Origin of the sequence: Vulcaniibacterium tengchongense (assembly GCF_003814555.1) — a bacterium.
Classification (GTDB): domain Bacteria; phylum Pseudomonadota; class Gammaproteobacteria; order Xanthomonadales; family Xanthomonadaceae; genus Vulcaniibacterium; species Vulcaniibacterium tengchongense.
Genome location: NZ_RKQN01000001.1, coordinates 226,092 through 251,301 on the forward strand (window position 1 = coordinate 226,092; position 25,210 = coordinate 251,301).

19 protein-coding genes are annotated in these 25,210 nt (G+C 71.9%); 16 read left to right on the plus strand and 3 right to left on the minus strand.

What is annotated here, in order from left to right; genetic code table 11:
- Positions 1-19: 19 nt before the first annotated feature.
- Positions 20-2,068 carry an elongation factor G gene (gene fusA / locus EDC50_RS01105; protein ID WP_123768637.1) on the minus strand — a complete coding sequence of 683 codons (2,049 nt, stop codon included), beginning with the start codon at positions 2,066-2,068 and terminating at the stop codon, positions 20-22.
- A 331-nt stretch (positions 2,069-2,399) separates the two neighbouring features.
- Here fusA and EDC50_RS01110 point away from each other — a divergent pair, with 331 nt between their 5' ends.
- From EDC50_RS01110 to EDC50_RS01120, 3 genes are all read left to right on the plus strand, one after another.
- A complete protein-coding gene (locus EDC50_RS01110; RefSeq protein ID WP_123768638.1) occupies positions 2,400-2,834 on the plus strand; it encodes an OsmC family protein in 435 nt (144 codons plus the stop codon).
- Complete coding sequence (locus tag EDC50_RS01115; protein WP_123768639.1) at positions 2,831-3,553, plus strand: alpha/beta fold hydrolase; 723 nt, start codon at positions 2,831-2,833, stop codon at positions 3,551-3,553. The genes EDC50_RS01110 and EDC50_RS01115 overlap by 4 nt, the downstream gene beginning before the upstream one ends.
- An 82-nt stretch (positions 3,554-3,635) precedes the next feature.
- Positions 3,636-4,244 (plus strand): glycine zipper 2TM domain-containing protein, encoded by a 609-nt coding sequence (locus tag EDC50_RS01120; RefSeq protein WP_123768640.1) that lies wholly within the window; start codon positions 3,636-3,638, stop codon positions 4,242-4,244.
- A gap of 258 nt (positions 4,245-4,502) precedes the next feature.
- Here EDC50_RS01120 and EDC50_RS01125 read toward each other — a convergent pair whose 3' ends face one another.
- Complete coding sequence (locus tag EDC50_RS01125; protein ID WP_123768641.1) at positions 4,503-5,384, minus strand: PhzF family phenazine biosynthesis protein; 882 nt, start codon at positions 5,382-5,384, stop codon at positions 4,503-4,505.
- A 190-nt stretch (positions 5,385-5,574) separates the two neighbouring features.
- On the opposite strand from EDC50_RS01125, the gene EDC50_RS01130 reads away from it, so the two are divergent.
- The 4 genes from EDC50_RS01130 (at position 5,575) to EDC50_RS01145 (ending at position 12,105) form a co-directional block, all read left to right on the plus strand.
- On the plus strand, positions 5,575-8,151 hold the full coding sequence (locus EDC50_RS01130) for a bifunctional aspartate kinase/diaminopimelate decarboxylase (protein WP_123768642.1): 2,577 nt from the start codon (positions 5,575-5,577) through the stop codon (positions 8,149-8,151).
- Between the two features lie 85 nt (positions 8,152-8,236).
- Complete coding sequence (gene murL, locus EDC50_RS01135; RefSeq protein ID WP_123768643.1) at positions 8,237-9,613, plus strand: UDP-N-acetyl-alpha-D-muramoyl-L-alanyl-L-glutamate epimerase; 1,377 nt, start codon at positions 8,237-8,239, stop codon at positions 9,611-9,613.
- A complete protein-coding gene (gene murD, locus EDC50_RS01140) occupies positions 9,594-10,997 on the plus strand; it encodes a UDP-N-acetylmuramoyl-L-alanine--D-glutamate ligase (RefSeq protein WP_123768644.1) in 1,404 nt (467 codons plus the stop codon). The genes murL and murD overlap by 20 nt, the downstream gene beginning before the upstream one ends.
- Positions 10,998-11,307: 310 nt before the next feature.
- Positions 11,308-12,105: a dienelactone hydrolase family protein gene (locus tag EDC50_RS01145; protein ID WP_123768645.1), complete on the plus strand. Its 798-nt coding sequence runs from the start codon at positions 11,308-11,310 to the stop codon at positions 12,103-12,105.
- A 79-nt stretch (positions 12,106-12,184) separates the two neighbouring features.
- Here EDC50_RS01145 and EDC50_RS01150 read toward each other — a convergent pair whose 3' ends face one another.
- Positions 12,185-13,195, minus strand: coding sequence for a polyprenyl synthetase family protein (locus EDC50_RS01150; RefSeq protein WP_123768646.1), 1,011 nt, complete (start codon positions 13,193-13,195; stop codon positions 12,185-12,187).
- Positions 13,196-13,359: 164 nt separating this feature from the next.
- Here EDC50_RS01150 and ssb point away from each other — a divergent pair, with 164 nt between their 5' ends.
- The 9 genes from ssb (at position 13,360) to EDC50_RS01195 (ending at position 24,986) form a co-directional block, all read left to right on the plus strand.
- A complete protein-coding gene (gene ssb / locus EDC50_RS01155) occupies positions 13,360-13,845 on the plus strand; it encodes a single-stranded DNA-binding protein (RefSeq protein WP_123768647.1) in 486 nt (161 codons plus the stop codon).
- A 61-nt stretch (positions 13,846-13,906) separates the two neighbouring features.
- Positions 13,907-14,962, plus strand: coding sequence for a dTDP-glucose 4,6-dehydratase (gene rfbB / locus EDC50_RS01160; RefSeq protein ID WP_123768648.1), 1,056 nt, complete (start codon positions 13,907-13,909; stop codon positions 14,960-14,962).
- 9 nt (positions 14,963-14,971) lie between these two features.
- Positions 14,972-15,856 carry a glucose-1-phosphate thymidylyltransferase RfbA gene (gene rfbA / locus EDC50_RS01165; protein ID WP_123768649.1) on the plus strand — a complete coding sequence of 295 codons (885 nt, stop codon included), beginning with the start codon at positions 14,972-14,974 and terminating at the stop codon, positions 15,854-15,856.
- The gene (rfbC, locus tag EDC50_RS01170; protein ID WP_123768650.1) at positions 15,853-16,413 is read left to right on the plus strand and encodes a dTDP-4-dehydrorhamnose 3,5-epimerase; all 561 of its coding nucleotides are present in this window, start codon (positions 15,853-15,855) and stop codon (positions 16,411-16,413) included. The genes rfbA and rfbC overlap by 4 nt, the downstream gene beginning before the upstream one ends.
- Complete coding sequence (rfbD, locus tag EDC50_RS01175) at positions 16,410-17,303, plus strand: dTDP-4-dehydrorhamnose reductase (RefSeq protein WP_123768651.1); 894 nt, start codon at positions 16,410-16,412, stop codon at positions 17,301-17,303. The genes rfbC and rfbD overlap by 4 nt, the downstream gene beginning before the upstream one ends.
- A gap of 106 nt (positions 17,304-17,409) precedes the next feature.
- Positions 17,410-19,422: an alpha/beta hydrolase family protein gene (locus EDC50_RS01180; protein ID WP_123768652.1), complete on the plus strand. Its 2,013-nt coding sequence runs from the start codon at positions 17,410-17,412 to the stop codon at positions 19,420-19,422.
- A 171-nt stretch (positions 19,423-19,593) separates the two neighbouring features.
- A complete protein-coding gene (locus EDC50_RS01185; RefSeq protein ID WP_123768653.1) occupies positions 19,594-21,522 on the plus strand; it encodes an OPT family oligopeptide transporter in 1,929 nt (642 codons plus the stop codon).
- A gap of 61 nt (positions 21,523-21,583) precedes the next feature.
- Positions 21,584-23,668, plus strand: coding sequence for a S9 family peptidase (locus tag EDC50_RS01190; RefSeq protein ID WP_123768654.1), 2,085 nt, complete (start codon positions 21,584-21,586; stop codon positions 23,666-23,668).
- A 64-nt stretch (positions 23,669-23,732) separates the two neighbouring features.
- On the plus strand, positions 23,733-24,986 hold the full coding sequence (locus tag EDC50_RS01195; protein WP_123768655.1) for a DUF819 family protein: 1,254 nt from the start codon (positions 23,733-23,735) through the stop codon (positions 24,984-24,986).
- Positions 24,987-25,210 lie beyond the last annotated feature (224 nt).

Consider the following 25,210-nt stretch of genomic DNA (forward strand, 5'->3'; position numbering starts at 1 on the left):
TCCATCCGCGTACGGGGCGTCAATCCTCCTCGGGCCTGGGCTTGTACGCCTCGACCAGCTTCTGCTGCACCTGCGGCGGCACCGGCTCGTAATGGCTGAAGTCGAGCGAGTAGCGGCCGCGCCCGGCGGTGATCGACTTGAGCTCGGCGGCGTAGCCTTCCAGCTCCGAAAGCGGCACCTGCGCCTTGATCACGATCTCGCCGCCGCGGACGCTGTCGGTGCCGTTGATGCGCGCGCGCTTGGCCGCCAGGCCGCCGCTGATGTCGCCCATGTGCTGCTCCGGCGCGCTGACCTCGAGGTCGACGATCGGCTCCAGTACCTGCGGCCTGGCCTTGGCGATCGCATCGAGGAAGGCCTTCCTGCCGGCGGTGACGAAGGCGACTTCCTTGCTGTCGACCGGGTGGTGCTTGCCGTCGTAGACGATCACCCGCACGTCCTGCATCGGGTAACCCGCGACCGCGCCGCTGCCGAGCACCTGGCGCACGCCCTTCTCCACCGCCGGCATGAACTGGCCGGGGATGGTGCCGCCCTTGACCTCGTCGACGAACTCGAACCCGCCGCCGCGCGGCAACGGTTCGATGCGCAGGAACACCTCGCCGAACTGGCCGGCGCCGCCGGTCTGCTTCTTGTGCCGGTGATGGCCCTCGGCCTTGGCGCTGACGGTTTCGCGGTAGGCGATGCGCGGCGGCCGCGACCTCACCTCCACGCCGTAGCGGTCGCGCAGGCGCTCGAGGTTGATGCGCAGGTGCAGGTCGGACAGGCCGCGCACCACGGTCTCGTTGGTCTCGGTCTGGTGCTCGACCGCGAAGCACGGGTCCTCCTCGGCCAGCTTGTGCAGCGCGGCGGCGAGCTTCTGCTCCTGGCCCTTGCTCGCCGCCTCCACCGCCAGGCCGAACATCGGCTTGGGGAAATCCAGCGGCGCCAGGTGGATGTGGTCCTCGTCGTGGCTGTCGTGCAGCACCGCGTCGAAATGCAGTTCCTCGACCTTGGCCACCGCGGCGATGTCGCCGGGCAGCGCGCAGTCGATCTCGACGTGGTCCTTGCCCTTGAGCTTGAACAGGTGCCCGACCTTGAACGGCTTCCTGCCGTCGTCGACGAACAGCGCGGTGTCCTTGCGAATCGTGCCCTGGTAGACGCGGAACACGCCGAGCTTGCCGACGAAGGGGTCGTTGACGATCTTGAACACGTCGGCGATCACGTGCGCCTTCGGGTCCGGCACCGCTTCGATCGGCCGCGCGTCGGCGCCGCGGCCCTTGCGGAACGGCGGCGGGTTGGCCTCGGCCGGGTTCGGGAACCACTGCTCGGCCACGTCCAGCAGCTCGCGCACGCCCACGCCGCTGCGCGCCGAACAGAACAGCACCGGGACCAGGTGGCCCTCGCGCAGGCATTGCTCGAAGGCGTCGTGCAGCTCCTCGCCGGCGAGGCCGTCCTCGCCGAGGTCCAGGTAGTGCTCCATCACCGTCTCGTTGATCTCGACGATCTGGTCGATGATCCGGCGATGCCAGTCGGCGACGGGCCCGAAGTCGCTGTCGCCGCCGCCGCCGCGGAGGCAGTCGACCACGCGCTTGCCGCCGTCGGCGGGCAGGTTCAACGGCAGGCATTCCGGGCCGAAGGTCTCGCGCAGGGCCTCGAGCAGCTGCGCGTTGGCGGCGCCGTCGTGGTCGATCTTGTTCACCACCAGGGCCCGGCACAGGCCGCGCGCCTTGGCGTATTCCATCATCCGGCGGGTGCCGTATTCGACCCCGCCGTCGGCGTCGACCACGATCGCCACCGTCTCCACCGCCGCCAGCGCCGCCAGCGCCGGGCCGCGGAAGTCGGGATAGCCGGGCGTGTCGATCAGGTTCACGTGGATGCCGGCGTGGTCGACGCCGGCGATGGCGATGTCGATCGAGTGGCCGCGCTGTTTCTCGATCGGGTCGAAGTCGGACACGGTGCTGCCGCGCTCGATGCTGCCTGCCGTCTGGATCGCGCCGCCGGCGTGCAGCAGGGCTTCGAACAGGGTGGTTTTGCCGGCGCCGGGGTGGCCTGCCAAGGCCACGTTGCGGATCTGCTGTGTGCTGTAGGACATGACCCTTCCTCCCTGCCTGCCTCTTTGCGGGAAGTCCGGCCGGGCGGCCGGGCTCGACGGAGAGAACCGCGCGATCGGGGAGCGCGACCGAGGCGGCCGGGCCCACGGGGACCGCGTGCGTCATGGCTGTCCGCGCTTCGCGCCGGAGCGCGGCGCTCGGCGGGCGGTCATGGCGAAAGCCGGCCCGGAGGCCGGACGGCAAGGCTCGCGCCGCGCGCCGGGTGGGGTCAAGTGCGGCCGCGGCCGGCCTCGCCGCGCCGGCTCGCCCGCGCATGCCGCGCTAACGCCGCGGCGTTACCCTGTGCGTCCCTCACACCAACGGAGTCCGCACATGGGCATCACGCGTCGCGCCACCGCGCGCTGGGAAGGCGATCTGAAAAGCGGCAAGGGCGAGCTGAGCACCCCGCAGAGCGGCCTGCTCGACGGCACCCGCTACGGCTTCAACAGCCGCTTCGGCGACGAGAAGGGCACCAATCCCGAGGAGTTGATCGCCGCGGCCCATGCGGGCTGCTTCGCGATGGCGCTGTCGGCCAAGCTGGGCGAGGCCGGGCACCCGCCGCGCCGGATCGATGCGCGCGCCGAGGTCGAACTGTCGATGGAGGGCGGGCCGGCGATCTCGCGGATCCGGTTGCGGGTCGAGGCCGACGTGCCGGGGCTGGAGGCGTCGCGGTTCCAGCCCATCGCCGAGGACGCCAAGGCCAATTGCCCGATTTCCAAGGCGCTGAAGGCGGTGCCGATCGAACTCGAAGCCACCCTGGCCGGGTGAGCGCGGGCGCGGCGCGCGTGCGCCATGCGCTGCTGGTGCACGGCGCCGGCGGCGGCGGCTGGGAATGGGCGCTGTGGCGCGCCGCGTTCGCCGCGCGCGGCATCGAGACCGCGGCGCCGGACCTGGTGCCGGCGCCGCACGGCCTGGCGGCGACGACATTCGACGATTACCGCGGGCAAGTGCGCGCGGCCTTGGAAACCCTGCCCCGGCCGCGTGCGCTGGCGGGCGCCAGCCTCGGCGGCCTGCTGGCGGCCGCGTGCGCGGACGGCGCCGACGCGCTGGTGCTGGTCAACCCGTTGCCGCCGGCGCCGTGGGCGCGACGGCTGCCGCCGCGCGACTGGCCCGACGTGGTGCCCTGGGGGCGCGATGCGCGGCTGGCCTCGACCCGGCATGCGCTCGCCGATGCCGATCCGGCCACCGCATTGTGCGCGGCGCGGCGCTGGCGCGACGAGTCCGGCGCCGTGCTGCGCGCGGCCGCGATCGGCGTCGCGGCGCCGCCGCCGCGCTGTCCGCTGCTGTGCATCGCCTCGCGCGAGGACGGGGACGTGCCGCCGCCGCTGACCGCCGAGCTCGCCGCGGCCTGGGGCGGCACGCTGTGGCAGGCCGATTCGCCGAGCCACGTCGGCCCGTTGCTCGGCACCGGCGCCGCCGCGCTGGCGTTGCGCGTCGCGCAGTGGCTGGCCGCCTGCCGTCAGGCCGGGGTCGCCTCGAACCGGTAAGCGTTTCCGGCGCCGGAGTTCAGCGCCGGTTGCTGGATCGGCCCCGACGATCCGCTCCACCGCCCTTCGGCCGGAGCCCGCCATGAACCGCCCGCTCGCCTGCACCCTCGTCCTTGCTCTGGCCGCCGCCGGTGCCGCGTCGGCGCAGTCGCGCTACGACCCGGTCCCTTCGTACTCCGGCGGCTACCAGAGCGACTACGCGCGGGTGGTGCGGGTCGACCCGGTGTTCGAGCGTTACGCCGACAGCGGCGCGGTGCGCTGCTACGAGCGGCCGACCTATGTCGGCGGCGACGGCTACCGGCGCGACGACGGCCGTTACGACCCCTACGGCGCGCCGCGCAGCGGCGGCAGCGAGACCGGGCGCACCGTCGCCACCGTGGTGGGCGGCATCGTCGGTGCGGTGGTCGGCAGCCAGGTCGGCGGCGGCAGCGCGCGCTACGCCACCTCGGCGATCGGCTCGATGGTCGGCGGCATGGCCGGCCGGCAGATCTACGAACAGAGCCAGCGCGACCGGGTCGGCTCGGTGCGGGTCTGCGATCCGGAGCCGGCCGGCGGTTACCCCGCCGGCGAGCGCGGCGTCGATGCCTACGACGTCACTTACGAATACGCCGGCCGCACCTACCTCACCCGCATGGACCGCCACCCCGGCGACCGCATCCGGGTGCGGGTGGACGTGCGCCCGGACGAATAGAAGCGTGGCGGCCGCGGATCGCGGACGAACGCGGATGAGACCTGGGCCCGGTGCGCGGGCGGCGATGCGTTCGGGGAAGGGCGGGCGCCCCGGCGTCGCCCGCCATCCCGCGCAGAAGTCCGGCGCCTTGGCTTTCGCTGGCTCGAGGCCACCGGTTCCGCCTTCGCGGATCGGCTGTGGCCGGGCTGCCATTTCGCTCCGCGTTCATCCGCGGCATAGCGTGCCGACGGGCGCCCGCCGCACGGCCGCGGCGCGCCATTACGCCCAGTCGATCGTGCCGCGCACCACGTGGCAGACGCGGCCGCCCGACCAGACCTCGCCGTCGGCATCCACCTGCAACTGCAGGCGCGCGTCGAAGCCGACCTCGCGGCCCTGGCTGACGACATAGCGGCCGTCGCGGCCGGGCAGGGCGCGGTTGTGGTGCAGCCAGGCGGCGAGGGTGGCGTTGGCCGCGCCCGAGGCGGCGTCCTCGAAGCGCGCCGGCGCGCCGACGAAGGCGCGCACGACCAGGTCGTAGCCGGCCCCGGCCCGCGCGCGCGCGAACGCGCACAGGCCCATGCTCTCGCTGGCCTCGGCCAGCGCCGCGATCGCCTCCCAGTCCGGCGTCGCCGCGCGCAGCGCGGCCTCGTCGGCGAGCTCGGCCAGCCACCAGCGGCGGCCGCCGTCCATCAGCGCCGGCGGCAGCGCGCCCAGCGCGAGGCCGCGCAGCGCGGACGCCAGCCGCGGGTCGCCGCCGGCGGCGACTTCGACCACGCGCGCGCGCGGCGTGCGCACCGCGATCGTGCGCTGCGCGCCGTCGCCGTGCACCGCCAGCGGCAGCACGCCGGCCAGGCCTTCCTGCCAGAGCAGGCCGTCGCGCGGCGCGGCCAGGCCGGCATCGAGCACCGCCTGCGCGGTGCCGACGCTGGGATGGCCGGCGAACGGCACCTCGCGGCGAGGGCTGAACATGCGCACGCGGTAGTGGGCGCCGGGCGCGGCCGGCGGGAACACGAAGGTGGTCTCCGGCAGCCGGGTCCAGCGCGCGATCGCCTGCATCTGCGCGTCGCCCAACCCCTCAGCGTCGAGCACCACGGCCAGCGGATTGCCGGCGCCGGGCCGGTCGGCGAATACGTCCAGTTGCAGGTAGCGGCGCTGGGTCATGCGGGCGGGGTCCGGGGCGATATTTCGACTAGAATTGCGGACCTTTGCGGCCGCGCGGGGCGCGCCATTCTAGGCCTTCGCCGGCGGCGCCGGCGCGCATGGTTCCAGAAGCGATCGTTATACCCGACGGACCGCTCGTTCTCTCCCTTCAACTCCACAATCACTCGCTCGTTCATCAGAGGAAGCTGCGGTGGCGGAAGCAAATCGCTGGGTCGTACTCAAGTTCGGCGGCACGTCGGTGTCCCGCCGGACCCGCTGGGACACGATCGGACGCCTGGCTTCCAAACGCATGGCCGAGGACGGCGCCCGGGTGCTGGTGGTGGTGTCGGCGCTCTCGGGCGTGACCAACGAACTGCAGGCGATCGCCGATGGCGAAGGCATCCACGCGCGGATCGCCGCGCTGGTCGAGCGCCACCGCGCGTTCTGCGCCGAGCTCGATCTCGACCCGGATGCGGTGCTCGGCCCGCGCCTGGCCGCGTTGCGCGCGCTGGGCGAGGATCCGCGCGCGGCGCGGCGGCCGCTCGACTGGCAGGCCGAAGTGCTGGCGCAGGGCGAGCTGCTCTCGTCCGCGCTCGGCTGCGCCTACCTGCGCGCGCAGGGCCTGGATTTCGGCTGGTGCGACGCGCGCGACTGGCTCGACGCGGCGTCGCTGCCGAACGCCAGCGCCTGGGCGCAGCGGCTGTCGGTGAACTGCCACCTCGACGGCAAGGGGTTCGCCGCGCGCTTCGCCGCGCAACCGGCGCCGCTGCTGATCACCCAGGGCTTCATCGCCCGCCATTTCGACGGCGGCACCGCGATCCTAGGCCGCGGCGGTTCCGACACGTCGGCGGCGTACTTCGGCGCGCTGCTGAAGGCGCAGCGGGTGGAGATCTGGACCGACGTGCCGGGCATGTTCAGCGCCAACCCGCGCGAGGTGCCGGACGCGCGCCTGCTGACCCGGCTGCACTACGCCGAGGCGCAGGAAATCGCCACCACCGGCGCCAAGGTGCTGCATCCGCGCTCGATCGCGCCGTGCCGCGACGCCGGCGTGCCGATGGCGATCCTCGACACCGAGCGCCCCGACCTGCCGGGCACGCGCATCGACGCCGCCGCCGCGGCCGTGCCCGGGGTCAAGGCGATCAGCCGCCGCAACGGCATCGTGCTGGTGTCGATGGAGAGCATCGGCATGTGGCAGCAGGTCGGCTTCCTCGCCGACGTGTTCGAACGCTTCAAGCGCCACGGCCTGTCGATCGACCTGATCGGCTCCTCGGAGACCAACGTCACCGTGTCGCTGGACCCGAGCGAGAACCTGGTCACCACCAACGTGCTGGAGACGCTGTCGGCGGACTTGGCCGAGATCTGCCGGGTCAAGGTGATCGCCCCGTGCGCCGCGATCACCCTGGTCGGGCGCGGCATGCGCTCGCTGCTGCACCGGCTGTCGAACGTGTGGGCGACGTTCGGGCGCGAGCGCGTGCACCTGATCTCGCAGTCGTCTAACGACCTCAACCTCACCTTCGTCATCGACGAGAACGAGGCCGACGGCCTGTTGCCGCACCTGCACGCCGAGCTGATCCGTTCGCGCGCGATGCCGGTGCGCGACGCCGGCGTGTTCGGGCCGAGCTGGCGCGAGATCGCGCACGGCGCGCCGCGGCGCGCGCCGGCGTGGTGGCGCGGCAAGCGCGAGGCGCTGCTGGCGCAGGCGCGGTCGGGCACGCCGCGCTACGTCTACGACCTGGCCACCGTGCGCGAGCGCGCCCGCGACCTGCTCGACTCGCCGGCGGACCGCTGCTTCTACGCGATCAAGGCCAACGCGCACCCGGCGATCCTGCGCACGCTGGCGGGCGAGGGCTTCGGCCTGGAATGCGTGTCGCTGGCCGAGGTCGAGCGCGTGTTCGCCGCGCTGCCGGACTTCGACCCGCAGCGGGTGCTGTTCACGCCGAGCTTCGCGCCGCGGCGCGAGTACGAGGCCGCGTTCGCGCGCGGGGTGGTGGTCACCGTCGACAATGTCGAGGCGCTGCAGCGCTGGCCGGAGGCGTTCCGCGGCCGCGCGATCTGGCTGCGGGTCGATCTCGGCCACGGCGAAGGCCACCACGAGAAGGTCAAGACCGGCGGCAGCGCGGCCAAGTTCGGCCTGCCGATGACCCGCTTCGACGCCTTCGTCGAGCAGGCGCGCCGGCTCGGCGTGCGCATCGTCGGCCTGCATGCGCACCTCGGTAGCGGGATCGAGGATCCGCGGCATTGGCGCGGCGTGTACGCGCAGCTGGCCGGGCTCGCGGACGGCATCGGCACGGTCGAGAGCATCGACATCGGCGGCGGCCTGCCGATCCCGTACGCGCCGGAGGCGCCGCAGTTCGACCTGGCGCTGTGGCGGCAGGGCCTGGCCGAGATCAAGGCGGCGTACCCGCGCTACGGCCTGGTGATCGAACCCGGCCGTTATCTCGTCGCCGAAAGCGGCGTGCTGCTGCTGACCGCGACGCAGACGGTGGAGAAGGACGGGGTGCGCCGGGTCGGCTGCGACGGCGGCATGAACGCGCTGATGCGGCCGGCGATGTACGAGGCCTACCACGGCATCTTCAACCTGAGCCGGCTGGACGACGCGGACGCCGCGGCCTTCGACGTGGTCGGGCCGATCTGCGAGAGCAGCGACGTGCTCGGCCGCGATCGCCCGCTGCCGCGCGCGACCGCCGAAGGCGACACGATTCTGGTCGCCGACGCCGGCGCCTACGGCATGGCGATGGCCAACACCTACAACCTGCGCGCGCTGCCGGCCGAAGACGTGATCGAATGAGCGCCATGAAGCGGGCCCTCGCCCGCGTTGCCGCGCAGCGCCCCCACCCCTGGCGGGCCGAGACCCGCCCCATGCGACCGACGAAATGAGCGACTGGAAATTCGAACGCGACCGGATCCGCAGCTTCCGCTTCGTGCGTTGCGGCTTCGACGCCGAGCGCGGCGTGGCCGAGCTGGTCTATGCCTTCGACGACGGCCCCGAGCTGGTCGAGACGGTGACGGTGCCGGGCGCGCCGTTCTTCCGGGGCGACGCCGCGCGCGACGGCGCGCGACGGACCGCGGTCGAGCGCGCGCTGCGGCTGCTGCACCTGATCGCCGGCGTCAGCTACTACAAGGCGGCGGTGCCGGAGGAGATCCGGATCGAGTCCTACGCGATCGACGCCAACACCGCGGCGCTGCTCGAAACCCTCTACGTCAACGGCCTGGGCGAGTTCGCCTACCGCAACGGCCTGGACCTGCACGGGCGCATCCGCTTCCCGCACGGCGCGGCCGCACCCGCGGCCGCCCCGGCGCTGGGCCTGCGCGCGCAGGCGCTGGTCGCGATCGGCGGCGGCAAGGACTCGCTGGTCAGCATCGAAGCGTTGCGCGCGCTGGGGGCGGAACAGACCGTCGCCTGGATCGGTGGCTCGCAGCTGATCCGCGCCTGCGCCGAGCGCACCGGGCTGCCGACGTTGAACATCGGCCGGCAGCTCGCGCCGCAGCTGTTCGACTACAACCGCGAGGGCGCGTGGAACGGCCATATCCCGGTGACGGTGCTGAACTCGGCGATCCTGGTGCTGGCGGCGCTGCTGCACGGGGTCGACCAGGTCGTGTTCTCGAACGAGCGCTCGGCCAGCTACGGCAGCCTGATCGAAGGCGCGGGCGAGGTGAACCACCAGTGGTCCAAGGGCTGGGCCTGCGAGCGGGCGTTCGGCGAGTACGTGCAGCGCCATGTCGCCGCGGACCTGCGCTACTACTCGCTGCTGCGCCCGCTCAGCGAACTGGCGGTGGCGCGGCAATTCGCCAGAACCGACCGCTACGACGCGCATTTCTCCAGCTGCAACCGCAATTTCCACATCCTCGGCGAGCGCCCGGCCAACCGCTGGTGCGGCGTGTGCCCGAAGTGCCATTTCGTGTTCCTGGCGCTGGCGCCGTTCATGCCCAAGCCGCGTCTGGTGGGCATCTTCGGCCGCAACCTGCTTGACGACCCGGCGCAGACCGGCGGCTTCGACGCGCTGCTCGAGTATCGCAACCACAAGCCGTTCGAGTGCGTGGGCGAGGGCCGCGAGTCGCGCGCGGCGATGGCGGCGCTGGCGGAGCGGCCGGAATGGCGCGAGGACGCGCTGGTCGAACGCTTCGCCCGCGAGATCCGGCCGCAGCTGGATGCGGACGAACTGCGCCTGGAGCCGCTGCTCGCGCTCGACGGGGAGCACCGCATCCCGCCCGCGCTGTGGGAGCGCCTGCGTGCGCATTTCGCAGCTTGACGGCCGCCGCGTCGCGTTGTGGGGCTGGGGGCGCGAGGGTCGCGCCGCCCACCGCGCGATCCGCGCGCGCCTGCCGGCGCTGCCGCTGACGCTGTTCTGCAGCGCCGAGGAGGCGGTCGACGCGGCTGCGCTCGGCGATGCGCTGCTGCGCGTCGAAAGCGCGGCGGATGCGGAGCGCCTGGCCGCGTTCGAGATCGTGGTGAAGTCGCCCGGCATCAGCCCGTACAAGCCCGAGGCGCAGGCCGCCGCCGCGTGCGGCACGCGCTTCGTCGGCGGCACCGCGCTGTGGTTCGCCGAGCACGCGGGGCGGGACGGGATCGTGGCCGGCTCGCTGTGCGTGACCGGCACCAAGGGCAAGAGCACCACCACCGCGCTGCTGGCCCACCTGCTGCGCGCGGGCGGGCATCGCGCCGCGCTGGCCGGCAACATCGGCCTGCCGCTGCTGGAGCTGCTCGATCCGCAGCCGGCGCCGGAGTGCTGGGCGATCGAGCTGTCCAGCTACCAGACCGGCGACGTCGCCGGCAGCGGCGCGCGGCCGCAGGTCGCGGTCGCGCTCAACCTCTTTCCCGAGCACCTGGACTGGCACGGCTCGCACGAGCGCTACGTCGCCGACAAGCTGCGCCTGCTGACCGAGGCGCGGCCGCGCCTCGCCGTGCTCAACGCCGCCGACCCGGTCCTGGCCGCGCTCGCGCTGCCGGACAGCGAGGTGCGCTGGTTCGGACGCGAGGACGGCTGGCACCTGCGCGGCGACGCGCTGCATCGCGGCGACGCCTTCGTGATGGACACCGGCGCCCTGCCGCTGCCCGGGCGGCACAACCGCGGCAACCTGTGCGCGGTGCTGACCGCGCTCGAGGCCATCGGCGTGGACGCGGCGGCGCTGGCGCCGCATGCGGCCTCGTTCCGGCCGCTGCCGCACCGCCTGCAGACGCTGGGCGCGCGCGCCGGCCTGGTCTACGTCAACGATTCCATCAGCACCACGCCGCACGCCAGCCTGGCCGCGCTGGACTGCTTCCGCGGCCGCCGCGTCGCGCTGCTGCTCGGCGGCCACGACCGCGGCCTGCCGTGGGACGAGTTCGCCGCGGCGATGCGCACGCGCGCGCCGGAAGCGGTGATCACGCTCGGCCAGAACGGCCCGCGCATCCACGCGTTGCTGGCGCCGGTGGCGGCGCAGGCCGGCTTCCGCCTCGAGGCCGCCGCGGACCTGGCCGATGCGGTGGCGCGGGCGCGGCGCGCGCTCGGCGACCACGGCGTGGTGCTGCTTTCGCCCGGCGCGCCGAGCTTCGGCGCCTACCGCGACTACGTCGCCCGCGGCCGCCATTTCGCCGAACTGGCGGGCTTCGATCCCGAGGCGATCAGCTCGATTCCGGGCCTGGGCGTCGCCTGACCGACGCCGGCCTCGCTCGATCCGGCGCCGCGCCGATGCGTCATGGGGGGCGATCCTCTGCCAGGCGCCACAGGCCAGGGGCCATGGGGCTGGGCGGCGGCGACATGGATGCCGCGAAGCGCCCGCATGGGCGCGTTTTGCGACGTCGCGCCAGGGCGGCGTCGCGGCCGCCTCGCTCCGATCATCTCCGGCGCGGCATCCCCGGTTGCGGCCGCCCGGCGCGAGCGAATGCCCGGGGAAGCTTGGCGACATGCGCTTGCCGGAACGACGCGCTAGGCTCCGCAACCGAACCCCGTCCCGGAGAACCGCCATGCGCCGTCTCGCCGCCGTCCTCGCGTTGTCCCTGTGCACCCTGCCGGCGTTCGCCGCGATGCAGGCCCGGCCGGTGGAGTGGAGCGTGGGCGAACAACGCTTCCAAGGCATGCTGGTCTACGACGATGCCGGCCCGGCCAAGCGCCCCGGCCTGCTGATGGTGCCGAACTGGAAGGGCGTGACCGACGCCGCGGTGGCCAAGGCCGGGCGGATCGCCGGGCGTGACTACGTGGTCCTGGTCGCCGACGTGTACGGCAAAGGCGTGCGCCCCGGGAACGACGACGAGGCGCGCGCCCAGGTCGGGAAGGTCTACGCCGACGGCGGCACCACCCTGCGCGCCCGCGTCGCCGAGGCCCTGGCCGCGCTGAAGGCGCAGGCCGGCGAGGCGCCGCTCGACCCGGCGCGGATCGGCGCGCTCGGCTTCTGCTTCGGCGGCTCGTCGGTGCTGGAGCTGGCGCGCAGCGGCGCCGAACTGGCCGGCGCCGTCAGCTTCCACGGCGGCCTCAAGGCCTACCTGCCGACCGCCGGCGAGCGGATCCGGGCCCCGTTGCTGGTGCTGAACGGCGCCGCCGACACCTCGGTGCCGGCCGAGGACATCCACGCATTCGAGCGGGAAATGGACGCCGCCGGCGCCGACTGGCAGTTCGTGAACTTCGGCGGCGCGCGCCACTGCTTCGCCGAGGAGGAAAACGCGGGCAACCCGCCGGAGAGCAACTGTCGCTACGACGAGCGCGCGGCGCGGCGTGCGATGGCGATGATGCGCGCGTTCTTCGCCGAGCGCTTCGCCGCGCGTTGAGCGCCGCCGCGGCGGCCTCCCGCTTCGCGGCGGCGCGCGAGGGGCTGCCGATCCTCGCGGGCGCGGCGGGCGGCCGCCGTCAGTGGTCGCGGCTGACCGCGTACCTCGCCAGGCCGCGCAGGGCGGCGACGTAATCGTTGCCGTCGAGCCCGGCCAGCGCGCGCTCGGCGGCCTGCGCGTACTCGCCGGCGCGGCGGCGGCTGTAGTCGAGGCCGCCGGTGGCGTGGATCGCCGCGAGCACGTCCGCCATCGCGCCGGTATCGCCCTGCTCGATCGCGCCGCGCAGGCGCGTGCGCGTGGCCTCGTCGCTGCGCGCGATCGCATGGATCAGCGGCAGCGTGGCCTTGCCCTCGGCGAGGTCGTCGCCCAGGTTCTTGCCGAGCGTCTGCGCGTCCGACGCGTAGTCGAGCACGTCGTCGGCGATCTGGAACGCGTAGCCGAGATTGAGGCCGTAGTCGTGCAGCGCATCGCAGGTCGCGGCGTCGGCGCCGGCGAGCAATGCGCCCAGGCGGGTCGCGGCGGCGAACAGCACCGCGGTCTTGCGCTCGATCACGCGCAGGTAGGCGGCCTCGTCCGTGTCCGGGTTGCGCACGTGCAGCAGCTGCAGCACCTCGCCCTCGGCGATCAGGTTGGTGGTGTCGGCGAGGATCTGCATCACCTCCATCCGCTCCAGTTCCACCATCAGCTGGAAGCTGCGCGAGTACAGGAAATCGCCGACCAGCACGCTGGCGGCGTTGCCCCAGACCGCATTGGCGGTGCGGCGGCCGCGGCGCAGGTCGGATTCGTCGACCACGTCGTCGTGGAGCAGGGTCGCGGTATGGATGAATTCGATCACCGCCGCGAGCTGGTGCGCGTCGGCGCCGATGCCCTTCCCGCGCGGCGCGAGCGCGCCGGCGGCGAGCAGCAGCAGCATCGGCCGCAGACGCTTGCCGCCGGCGCCGACGATGTACTCGGCGATCTGGTTGATCAGCACCACGTCGGAGGCCAGCCGGCGCCGGATCAGCGCGTCGACCGCCGCCATGTCGTCCCGGGTCAGGGCCTGGATCGCGGCCAGGTCGGGAACGGGCAGGGCGGAGGCGCTCGAATGCATTGGACGGGCCGGGGCGGTGGGGGCCCGAATTATACGGGGCGGGTGCGCCGGCGTTCAGAAAAGCCCTACGCGCACGCGCGCGCCCGGCCGATGGCGGACCGCCCCGGCTATACTGCACCGTCGGTCGCCAGGCCCACGGCGACGAACTGAAGGACACGCACCCCATGGCACGCGGCATCAACAAGGTGATCCTGGTCGGCAACCTCGGCGACGATCCCGAAACCAAATACACCCAGGGCGGCATGGCCGTGACCACGATCCGCCTGGCCACCACCAGCGTGCGCAAGGACCGCGACGGCAACACCCAGGAGCGCACCGAGTGGCACCGGGTCAAGCTGTTCGGCAAGCTCGGCGAGATCGCCGGCGAATACCTGCGCAAGGGGCGCCAGGTCTACATCGAGGGCTCGATCCGCTACGACAAGTTCACCGGCCAGGACGGGCAGGAGCGCTACATCACCGAGATCGTGGCCGACGAGATGCAGATGCTCGGCGGCCCGGGCGGCGAGGGCGCCGGCCGCGGCGGCGAATATCGCAGCGAGCGCCCGGCGCGCGCGCCGGCGCGCCAGGATGCGGCGCCGCCGCGTCGCGAGGCGCCGCCGGCCAAGTCGGCCGCGTTCGACGACTTCGCCGACGACGACATCCCGTTCTGATCCGAAGCGATAACCGATGCCGCGAGTCGGCAAACGCTTTCATGGCAAGGAGTTGAATTCAGTGCCCACCTGGCTAGTCACCGGCGGCGCCGGCTTCATCGGCGGGAATTTCGTCCTCGACGCGGTCCGGCGCGGGGTCCGCGTGATCAATCTGGACGCGCTCACCTACGCCGGCAATCTCGACACCCTGCGCGAGGTCCACGATGCGCCCGGGCACGTGTTCGTGCAGGGCGACATCGGCGATGCGGCGCTGGTGGAGAGCCTGCTGCGGGAGCATCGTCCCGACGCGGTGATCAACTTCGCCGCCGAGAGCCATGTCGATCGCTCGATCGACGGCCCGGCCGCATTCGTGTGCACCAACGTGGTCGGCACGCTGAATCTGCTGGAGAAGGTGCGCGACTACTGGAAGTCGCGCGACGATGCGGGCCGCGCGGCGTTCCGCTTCCTGCACGTGTCCACCGACGAGGTCTACGGCAGCCTGGGCGAGAGCGGCAAGTTCACCGAGACCACGCCGTACGCGCCCAACTCGCCGTACTCGGCGTCGAAGGCCGCCTCCGACCACCTGGTCCGCGCCTTCCACCACACCTACGGCCTGCCGACCCTGACCACCAACTGCTCCAACAACTACGGGCCGTACCAGTTCCCGGAGAAGTTGATCCCGCTGGTCATCGCCAAGGCGCTGGCCGGCGAGCCGTTGCCGGTCTACGGCGACGGCCGGAACGTCCGCGACTGGCTGTACGTCGGCGACCATTGCGAGGCGATCCGGCGCGTGCTCGAGGGCGGCCGGGTCGGCGAGACCTACAACGTCGGCGGCGACGCCGAGCGGGAGAACATCGAGGTGGTCCGCACGATCTGCCGGCTGCTCGACGCGCGGCGCCCGCGGGCCGACGGCCGCGCGCGCGAGTCGCTGATCGCGTTCGTCGCCGACCGGCCGGGCCACGACCGACGCTACGCCATCGACGCCTCCAAGCTCAAGCGCGAGCTCGGCTGGGCACCGTCGGTGACCTTCGAGGAGGGCATCGCGCGCACCGTCGACTGGTACCTGGATCACCAGGATTGGGTGCGGCGCGTCCTCGACGGCAGCTATCGCCTGGAACGCATCGGCCAGGCTGCCTGAGGTCGCCGCATGGATCGCAAGGGCATCGTTCTTGCCGGCGGCTCCGGCACCCGGCTGTATCCGATCACGCAGGGCGTCAGCAAGCAGCTGCTGCCGGTCTACGACAAGCCGATGATCTACTACCCGCTCAGCGTGCTGATGCTGGCGGGCATCCGCGAGGTGCTGGTGATCAACACCCCGCACGAGCAGGCGCTGTTCAAGGCCTTGCTCGGCGACGGTTCGCAGTGGGGCATGCGCATCGAGTACGCGGCCCAGCCCAGCCCGGACGGGCTGGCGCAGGCGTACCTGATCGGCCGCGATTTCGTCTCCGGCCAGCCCAGCTGCCTGGTGCTCGGCGACAACATCTTCCACGGCCCGGGGCTGACTGCGATGCTCAGGCGCGCCGCCGAGCGCGAACACGGCGCCACCGTGTTCGGCTACTGGGTCAAGGACCCGGAGCGCTACGGCGTGGCCGAGTTCGATCACCAAGGCAAGGTGATCGGACTGGAGGAAAAGCCGGCGCAGCCACGCTCGAACTACGCGGTCACCGGCCTGTACTTCTACGACGGCCGGGCCAGCGACTTCGCCGCCGAATTGAAGCCGTCCGCGCGCGGCGAGCTGGAGATCACCGATCTCAACCGCCGCTACCTGGAGGAGGGCACGCTGCACCTGGAGCGGCTCGGCCGCGGCTACGCCTGGCTCGACACCGGCACCCATCAATCGCTGCTGGAAGCGTCCAACTACATCGAGACGATCGAGGCGCGGCAGGGGCTGCGCGTGTGCTGCCCCGAGGAGATCGCCTGGAACAACGGCTGGATCGACGATGCGCAGCTCGCCGCGTTGGCCGGACCGCTGGCCAAGAGCGGTTACGGCCAGTACCTGCTGAGCCTGGCCGAACGGGGACACGTGCCGTGAAAGTGATCGAGACCGATCTGCCCGGCTGCGTGGTGATCGAGCCGCGCGTGTTCGGCGACGACCGCGGCTTCTTCTTCGAGTCCTTCAACCACGACAAGCTGGCGGCGCACGGCCTGCAGCCGCCCCGGTTCGTGCAGGGCAACGTGTCGTCGTCGCGGCGCGGGGTGCTGCGCGGCCTGCACTACCAGTGGCCGAAGCCGCAGGGCAAGTACGTGTCGGTGGTCGAGGGCGAAGTGTGGGACGTGGCGGTCGACATCCGCCGCGGATCGCCGCATTTCGGCCGCTGGACCGCGGTACTGCTCAGCGCCGAGAACAAGCGCCACTTCTGGATTCCGGAAGGCTTCGCCCACGGCTTCGTGGCGCTCAGCGAACGCGCGGTGTTCACCTACCTGTGCACCGCGACCTACGACGCGCAGGCGGACGCCGGCATCCGCTGGAACGATGCCCGCCTCGCGATCGATTGGCCGCTCAGCGAGCTGACGCTGTCGGACAAGGACGCGCACGCGCCGTTCCTGGACGAGATCCCCGAGGAGCGGCTGCCGGTGTACGCGCCATGAGGCTGCTGGTCGTCGGCGGCAACGGCCAGGTGGGCCACGCGTTGCTGCGCAGCCTGGCTCCGCTCGGCGAGGTGGTCGCGACCACCCGCGGCGGCCACCTGCCGGACGGCGCCGCCTGCGAAGCCCTAGACCTGGGCGACCCGGACGCGGTCGCCCCGTTGCTGGCCCGGGTCGCTCCGGACGCGGTGGTCAACGCCGCCGCGTACACCGCGGTCGACCGTGCCGAGGACGAACCCGAGGCCGCGTTCCGGATCAATGCCGAGGCGCCGGGTCGGATCGCGCAGGCCTGCGCCGCACGCGGGATTCCGCTGTTGCATTACTCGACCGACTACGTGTTCGACGGCCGCGGCGCCCGGCCGTACCGCGAAGACGACCCGACCGCGCCACTCGGCGTCTACGGTGCGAGCAAGCGCGCCGGCGAGGAGGCGGTCCGCGCCAGCGGCGCACGGCACCTGATCCTGCGCACCGCCTGGGTGTACGGCCTGTACGGCCACAATTTCCTGCGCACCATGCTGCGGCTGGGCGCCGAGCGCGGGGAGTTGCGCGTGGTCGCCGACCAGCGCGGCTGCCCGACGCCGGCGTGGCTGATCGCCGACGTGACCGCGGCGATCCTGAGGCGCGGGATCGGCGAGCCGGCGACGCGCCATCTCGCCGCCGCCGGCGAAACCACCTGGCACGGCTTCGCCGACGCGATCTTCGACGAGGCGGTCCGGGCGGGGCGTCTCGAGCGCAGGCCGAAACTGGTGCCGATCGCCACGGCGGATTACCCCACCCGCGCCGTACGCCCGGCGTACTCGGTGCTCGATACGCATCGCCTGCGCCAGGAATACGGACTCGACCTGCCGGACTGGCGGGCCGCGTTGCGGACCACCTTCGCGGCGGCGGAGTGAGCGCGAGCAGGCAGCCGCACGCCCTTGCTGCCTTCGGGCGGCTATTGCGCTAGGCTGCGCCGACCGGTCCGGGGGGGCGGCATCAGGGGACTCCAGGGAGAGCCGAATGAGAGGGATCGCAGTGCTCGCGGCGCTGTTCGCGCTGCTGCCGGCCTTGCCGGCCATGGCCGTCGACGTCAAGGCCTACGCGCGCAAGGATCAATTCACCGACATCAAGATCTCGCCGGGCGGCGAATACCTCGCGGCGACCGTGCCGTTGGAGGACCGCACCGTCCTGGCCGTCCTCGACCGCGCCACGCGCAAGCTCACGGGTACGTTCAGTCTGCACAGGAACACCCACGTGAGCGATTTCCACTGGGTGGGCCCGCAGCGCCTGGTCATTGGCCTGGCGGAGAAGTTCGGCTCGCTGGAAACGCCGCAACGGACCGGCGAGCTGTTCGCGGTGAACGCCGACGGCAGCCGGGCCGAGATGCTGGCCGGGTTCCGCGTCGAGGGAAGTGGCGGCACGGGCACCCATATCGCCCCGAAGAAGGACAGTCACCGCATCGCGGCGTTCCTGGTCGACAGCGTGCCCGGCGACGGTCGTACCGCGCTGGTCTCGGTGCAGTCGTACTCGGCCGAGCCCTACACCAGCGTCGAGAGCATCGATCTGTTCACCGGCCGGCGCCAGCGCGTCGCGAGCGCGCCGGTGCGCCGCGCGAGCTTCTACACCGACAACCGCGGCCGGGTCCGCTTCGCCGCCGGAGCGGACAGCGACAACGTCCGCAAGCTCTACTACCGCAAGGACGACGATGCGGACTGGGAACTGCTCGTTTCCGACGACGCCAGCGGCCGCTTCGAGTACCCGATCGGCTTCTCCGCGGACGACAGCGTCGTCTACCTGCGCTCGGAGCAGCCCGACGGGCCGGACGCGGTCGTCGCCCTCGACCTCGCCACCCGTCAGCGAACCCAGGTGTTGCGCGACGACGACGTCGATCCGGCGAACATCGACTACGCCTACTACAACCCGACGAACGTGATCTACCGCCCGGGGACGCGGGTGCCTGTGGGCGTGTTCTTCATGGACGGCAAGCCGCGGATCGCGTTCTTCGACGAGAAGGCGCCCGAGGCGCGTCTCTATCGCAGCCTCGAGGCGGCGTTCCCCGGGCAGGCGGTCGAGATCACCTCGCAGACCGCCGACGGGCGCCTCGCGTTGGTGAAGGTGTCCTCCGATCGCAATCCCGGCGATTTCTACCTGTTCGATACGGCGGCCAAGAAAGCGGACTATCTGCTCTCGCGACGCGAGTGGTTCGACCCGGCGCGGCAGGCGGAGGTACGGCCGATCCGCTTGACCGCGCGCGACGGCCTGCCGCTCCATGGTTACCTGACCTTGCCGCCGGGCGGCGGCGGCAAGGGGCTGCCGATGGTGGTGATGCCGCACGGCGGTCCGTTCGGCGCCCAGGACGTGTGGGGCTTCGATGGCGACGCCCAGATGCTGGCCGAGGCAGGTTACGCCGTGTTGCAGCTGAACTTCCGCGGCTCCGGCGGTTACGGTCGCGCGTTCCGCATCGCCGGCGCGCGCGAGTGGGGCGGCAAGATGCAGGACGACCTGACCGACGCCACCCGCTGGGCGATCGGGCAGGGCATCGCCGACCGCAACCGGATCTGCCTGTACGGGGCCAGTTACGGCGCCTACGCCTCGCTGATGGGGCTGGCCAAGGAACCTGGGCTCTACAAGTGCGCGGCCGGCTACGTCGGCGTCTACGATCTGCCGAAGATGGTCGCCGAGGACGCGCGCACGGGCCGCCGCCTGAGCAACTGGTCGCGGGAATGGGTCGGCGACAAGCCCGAGGTCCTTGCCGCGAATTCGCCGAACCGTATCGCCGAGCGGATCGAGGCGCCCGTGTTCCTGGCCGCCGGCGGCCAGGACCCCTTCGCGCCCATCGAACATTCCAGGCTGATGGAGCAGGCGCTGCGCAAGGCCGGCGTGCCGGTGGAGACGCTCTACTTCGACACCGAGGGGCACGGCTTCTATGTCGAGGCCCACCGCGAGGCGTTCTACGCCCGGCTGCTGGCGTTCCTGTCGCGCCACCTGGGCGGCAAGGTGGCCACGACCGGCGGCGGCGGGAACGCGAAGTAGCCCGCGCGACGAGCGCCGGCGGTTCGTTGCCGGCGTTCCGGCCGGCCCGGCCGGCGCGCGATGACGCACCGCAACGCGACGGATGCGTACGGCGAGCCGCCAGATCGCGCTTTTACATCGCGGCCCGGCGGATGCGATGATCGCCGGTCGCTGGAAACCGTGGAGCCGCCGATGGCCTCGCCCGCTACGCCGCAATTGACCGTCCGAGCCGTGCTGCTGGCCATCGTGCTGGCGGTGATCCTGTCCGCCGCCAACGCCTACCTGGGGCTGTTCGCCGGGCTCACCATCGCCACCGCGATCCCGGCGGCGGTCGTGTCGATGGGGGTGCTGCGGCTGCTCGGCGGCGGCACCATCCTCGAGAACAACATCGTCCAGACCGGCGCCTCGGCCGGTTCGTCGATCGCCGCCGGCGTGATCTTCACCATCCCGGCGCTGGTGATCATGGGCTTCTGGCCCGACTTCAAGTACTGGTGGGTGCTCGGCATCGCCGGCCTCGGCGGCCTGCTCGGCGTGCTGTTCTCGGTGCCGCTGCGGCGCTCGATGATCGTCGAGGAGCCGCTGCCGTTCCCCGAGGGCAAGGCCGCGGCGGAAGTGCTCAAGGCCGGCGAGAACCCCGGCCCGGGCCTGAAGATCCTCGGCCTGTCCGCGGGCATCGGCGCGCTGGTCAAGCTGGCGGCGGAAAGCGGGCTGCGGATGATTCCCGACAATGCCGCCGGCGCCGGCTTCTTCGGCAAGTACCTGGGCTACATGGGGACCGGCCTGTCGCCGGCGCTGCTCGGCGTGGGCTACATCGTCGGCCTGAACATCGGCATCGTGGTGCTTTCCGGCAGCATCCTCGCGTACAACATCGCGATCCCGCTGTACCACGCCTTCTTCCTGCACACCGATCCCGCGCTGGCGGCGGACGTCGCCGGCAAGACCGCGATGGAGGCCGCCGGCATCATCCGCGGCGCGAAGATCCGCTACCTCGGCGTCGGTGCGATGCTGATCGGCGGCATCTGGACGCTGTTCTCGTTGCGCAAGTCGCTGCTGTCGGGCGTGAAGAGCGGGATAGCGGCGGCACGCAAAGGCGCCGGCGCCAATCTGGCGGAAACCGAGCGCGACCTGCCGATGAAGTGGATGCTGATCGCGCTGGTGCTGTTCGTCCTGCCGCTGCTGGCGCTGTACCAGGCCATCGTCGGCAATTGGGGCGTGAGCATCCCGATGACGATCATCATGATCGTCGCCGGCTTCCTGTTCGTGTCGGTGTCGGCGTACCTGGCCGGCCTCGTCGGCTCGTCGAACAACCCGGTGTCCGGCATCACCATCGCGACCATCCTGTTCGCCTCGGTGGTGCTGATGCTGCTGCTCGGCAGCGATTCCAAGATCGGCGCCGTCGCCGCGATCATGATCGGTGCGGTGGTGTGCTGCGCGGCGGCGGTCGGCGGCGACAACCTGCAAGACCTGAAGGCGGGCTACCTGGTCGGCGCGACGCCGTGGAAGCAGCAGCTGATGCTCGGCATCGGCGCTTTCTCGTGCGCGCTGATCATGGCCCCTGTGCTCAACCTGCTCGCGCAGGCCTACGGCATCGGCGACCCCACGCGCCCCGGTTCGCTGCAGGCGCCGCAGGCCACGCTGATGGCCTCGGTGGCGCAGGGCATGTTCGGCGGCCACCTGCCGTGGGACATGATTATCGCCGGTGCGGTGATCGGCGCCGTCGTGATCGCCATCGACAGCTGGCTGAAGGCGCGCGGCTCGCACTTCCGCGTGCCGGTGCTGGCGGCCGCGATCGGCATCTATCTGCCGCTGGAGCTGATGGTGCCGATCTTCCTCGGCGGCCTGCTGGCGTATTTCGTCGAGCGCCGCCATGGCGTCGTCGGTGCCGACGAGAGCGTGCGCGACCGCGTGCATCGCCCCGGCGTGCTGTTCTCCGCGGGCTTGATCACCGGCGAGGCGCTGATGGGCATCCTGATCGCAATCCCTATCGTGGTGAGCGAACGCGCCGACGTTCTCGCGCTGCCGGAACAGTTCCACTTCGGCCAGTTCGTCGGCCTGGTCGTGCTCGCCGTCGTCGGCTGGCTGATCTACCGCACCGGCGCCAAGGCCCACCCGCAGGTCTGACCGGGACGCCCGCGCTCGCCGGGGTCCATCTTATCTACGTACAACGGAAATCCCACTCGCCATGATCTTCCATCGTGCCCTGCTGCCCCTCGTCCTGGCGTCGTTGCTGCCGACCTCGGCGCTGGCCGCGCGCGGCTTCGAAGCGCGCGATCTCGCCACGCTCGACCGCGTCTCCTCGCCGACGCTGTCGCCGGACGGGCGCAAGGTCGTGTTCGCCAAGCGCACGGTCGACCTCGCCGCCAACAAGGCCACCACGTCGCTCTGGATCGAGGACCTGTTCGCGCGCGACGCGGCGCCGCCGGTACGGCTGACCCCGGAAGGCTGGAGCGTCAATTCGCCGAGCTTCTCGCCCGACGGCGGCACCGTGTACTTCCTCAGCGCCAAGTCCGGCAGCTCGCAGCTGTACGCGATGCCCACCGCCGGCGGCACGCCGACGCAGTTGACCGACTTCCCGGTGGACGTCGGCAGCTACAAGCTGTCCCCGGACGGCACGCGCATCGCGTTCCACGCCGAGGTCTTCCCCGACTGCGCCGGCGACCTGGCCTGCAGCAAGCGCAGGCTCGAGGAGCGCGGCCAGCGCAAGAGCAGTGGCGTGCTGTTCGAGCGCGTGTTCATCCGCCACTGGGATGCCTGGAACGACGGCCGCCTGAATCGCCTGTTCGTCGCCACGCTGCCCGGCAGCGGCCGCAACGGCGAAGCCAAGCCCGTCGCCGCGGCCACCCTGGTCGGCGCCGACGTGATCGGCGACGTGCCGTCCAAGCCGTTCGGCGACGCCAGCGAATACACCTGGGCGCCGGACGGCCGCAGCCTGGTGTTCAGCGCGCGCCTGGCCGACGCCAAGGAACCGACCTCGACCAACTTCGACCTGTACCAGGCGGCCGCGGACGGCCGCGGCGCGGCGAAGAACCTCACCGCCGACAACCCGGCCTGGGACACCGGCGCGACCTTCGCCGCGGATGGCAAGACCCTGTACTACCGCGCGATGAAGCGGCCCGGCTTCGAGGCCGACCGCTTCGCCCTGATCGCGCTCGACCTGGCCAGCGGCCAGCGCCGCGAAATCGCGCCGAACTGGGACCGCTCGGCCGAAACCATCGTGCTCAGCGCCGACGGCAGGACGCTCTACACCACCGCCACCGACCTCGGCGAGCACCCGCTGTTCGCGGTCGACGTCGCCAGCGGCGCGGTGAGGAAGGCGGTGGGCGAGGGCAGCGTGTCCGCGTTCGACCTGGCCGGCCCGACCCTGGTGCTGACCCGCAACACGCTGAAGACCGGCGACGTGCTCTACGCCACCAGCGCGGACGCCAGCGCCCCGCTGCGCGCGATCACGCCGGCGACGGGCGAGGTGCTGAAGGACGTCGCGTTCGGCGACTTCGAGCAGTTCAGCTTCAAGGGCTGGAACGGCGACACCGTGTACGGCTACGTGGTCAAGCCGTGGAACTACGCCGAGGGCCGGAAGTACCCGGTCGCGTTCCTGATCCACGGCGGCCCGCAGGGCAGCTTCGGCAACGGCTGGAGCTACCGCTGGAACCCGCAGACCTACGCGGGCCAGGGCTACGCGGTGGTGATGATCGACTTCCACGGCTCCACCGGCTACGGCCAGGCCTTCACCGACGCGATCAGCCAGCACTGGGGCGACCGCCCGCTGGAGGACCTGCAGAAGGGCTGGGCGGCGGCGCAGAAGCGCTACCGCTTCCTCGACGGCGACAAGGCCTGCGCGCTCGGCGCCAGCTACGGCGGGTTCATGGTCAACTGGATCGCCGGCAACTGGAACGCGCCGTGGAAGTGCCTGGTCAGCCACGACGGCGTGTTCGACCAGCGGATGATGGGCTACGCCACCGAGGAGCTGTGGTTCACCGAGTGGGAGAACGGCGGCACGCCGTTCGACAAGCCGGCGAACTACGAGAAGTTCAACCCGGTCAACCATGTCGACCGATGGCGCGTGCCGATGCTGGTGATCCACGGCCAGCAGGACTTCCGCATTCCCGTCGAGCAGGGCATCGGCGTGTTCACCGCGCTGCAGCGCCGCGGCATCGAGTCGCAGTTCCTGTACTTCCCGGACGAGAACCACTGGGTGCTCAAGCCGCAGAACAGCGTGCAGTGGCACGACACGGTCAACGCCTGGCTGAAGAAGCACATCGGCCCGTGAGCCCGGCCGGCCGCGCCCGGCGAAGGGCGCGGCCGTTTTCCTCCGCTTTCCGACCGAGTCGCCGATGGCCGCCGCCGCTGATCCCGCCGCTTCCACCGCGCTGATCACCAACGACATCGTGGTGCTCGGCCTGATCGCCGCCACGCTCGGCGTGGTGTTCTGGACCTCGTCGCTGGCGGCGTTCCGCAAGTTCTACGCGGTCGTGCCGGCGCTGCTGCTGTGCTACCTGATCCCGGGGCTGTTCAACACCTTCGGGCTCATCGACGGCGAGAACAGCCGGCTCTACAACCCGGTCGCCAGCCGCGTGCTGCTGCCGGCGGCGCTGGTGCTGCTGACGCTCTCGATCGACCTGAAGGCGGTGCTGCGGCTGGGGCCGAAGCTGGTGGCGATGTACGCCACCGCCTCGCTCAGCGTGGTGGCGGGCGGCATCCTCGCCTTCCTGCTGTTCCAGGCGGTGCATCCGGAGACCGTTGCCGGCGACACCTGGGCCGGCATGACCGCGCTGGCGGGCAGCTGGACCGGCGGCGGCGCCAACATGCTGGCGATGAAGGAGATCTTCCAGGTCGACGCGACCACGTTCGGCCAGTTCGCCGTGGTCGACGTCGGCGTGGGCTACGTGTGGATGGCGGTGCTGATCTTCCTCGCCGGACGCGCTGCGGCGATCGACGCGCGCAGCGGCGCCGACACGCGCGCCATCGACGAACTCCAGCGGAAGCTGGCCGCGTTCAAGGCCCAGCACAGCCGCGTCGCCAGCCTGGGCGACCTGATGGTCATCGTCGGGCTCGCCTTCGGTACGGTCGGCCTGGCGCATGCGCTGGCCGCGCCGCTGTCGGCCTGGTTCGGCGCCCACGTGGGCTGGGCGCGCACGGTCAGCCTGCACGAGCCTTTCGTGTGGGTGGTGCTGATCTGCACCTTCGTCGGCCTGGGCCTGAGCTTCACCCGGGCGCGCACGCTGGAGGGTGCGGGCGCGTCCAACGTCGGCACGCTGCTGCTGTACTTCCTGATCGCCAGCATCGGCATGCAGATGGACATCGTCGCGCTGTTCGACCGGCCCTGGCTGTACCTGCTGGGCCTGGTCTGGCTGGCGATCCACGTCCTGCTGCTGTGGCTGGTCGGCAAGCTGCTGCGCGTGCCGTTCTTCTATTTCGCGATCGGCTCGCAGAGCAACATCGGCGGGCCGGCCTCGGCGCCGGTGGTGGCGTCGGCGTTCCATCCCTCGCTGGCGCCGGTCGGCGCGCTGCTGGGCACGCTCGGCTACGCGACCGGCACCGGCCTGGCGTACCTGATGGGGCTGATCCTGCGCGCGCTGGCGCGCTGAGCAGGCCAGCTCGCGTATCCCGCCCGCGGCTTCCGCGGGCGATGATCGAGGTGGCGCGTCCCCGGCGCCGTGTGCGCCGCACAAGCGAACGGCCACGGCGCCTGCGGGCCGCGGATCAGGCCCGCGATCGCGTCGCGGCACGGCGGATGAAGCATTCCGCGATCGACCGTACCGGCGAGCGAACGGGCGGCGATCGCCGGACCCCCGGGGCGCGTGGCGGGAAC

What these genes read in the sequence shown, in the direction of transcription:
- fusA (WP_123768637.1), bottom strand. Translation starts at nt 2,068, where the DNA reads ATGTCCTACAGCACACAGCAGATCCGCAACGTGGCCTTGGCAGGCCAC.
- EDC50_RS01190 (WP_123768654.1), top strand. Translation starts at nt 21,584, where the DNA reads ATGATCTTCCATCGTGCCCTGCTGCCCCTCGTCCTGGCGTCGTTGCTG.
- EDC50_RS01110 (WP_123768638.1), top strand. Translation starts at nt 2,400, where the DNA reads ATGGGCATCACGCGTCGCGCCACCGCGCGCTGGGAAGGCGATCTGAAA.
- rfbD (WP_123768651.1), top strand. Translation starts at nt 16,410, where the DNA reads ATGAGGCTGCTGGTCGTCGGCGGCAACGGCCAGGTGGGCCACGCGTTG.
- EDC50_RS01120 (WP_123768640.1), top strand. Translation starts at nt 3,636, where the DNA reads ATGAACCGCCCGCTCGCCTGCACCCTCGTCCTTGCTCTGGCCGCCGCC.
- EDC50_RS01180 (WP_123768652.1), top strand. Translation starts at nt 17,410, where the DNA reads ATGAGAGGGATCGCAGTGCTCGCGGCGCTGTTCGCGCTGCTGCCGGCC.
- murL (WP_123768643.1), top strand. Translation starts at nt 8,237, where the DNA reads ATGAGCGACTGGAAATTCGAACGCGACCGGATCCGCAGCTTCCGCTTC.
- EDC50_RS01185 (WP_123768653.1), top strand. Translation starts at nt 19,594, where the DNA reads ATGGCCTCGCCCGCTACGCCGCAATTGACCGTCCGAGCCGTGCTGCTG.
- rfbA (WP_123768649.1), top strand. Translation starts at nt 14,972, where the DNA reads ATGGATCGCAAGGGCATCGTTCTTGCCGGCGGCTCCGGCACCCGGCTG.
- EDC50_RS01125 (WP_123768641.1), bottom strand. Translation starts at nt 5,384, where the DNA reads ATGACCCAGCGCCGCTACCTGCAACTGGACGTATTCGCCGACCGGCCC.
- EDC50_RS01150 (WP_123768646.1), bottom strand. Translation starts at nt 13,195, where the DNA reads ATGCATTCGAGCGCCTCCGCCCTGCCCGTTCCCGACCTGGCCGCGATC.
- ssb (WP_123768647.1), top strand. Translation starts at nt 13,360, where the DNA reads ATGGCACGCGGCATCAACAAGGTGATCCTGGTCGGCAACCTCGGCGAC.
- EDC50_RS01145 (WP_123768645.1), top strand. Translation starts at nt 11,308, where the DNA reads ATGCGCCGTCTCGCCGCCGTCCTCGCGTTGTCCCTGTGCACCCTGCCG.
- EDC50_RS01195 (WP_123768655.1), top strand. Translation starts at nt 23,733, where the DNA reads ATGGCCGCCGCCGCTGATCCCGCCGCTTCCACCGCGCTGATCACCAAC.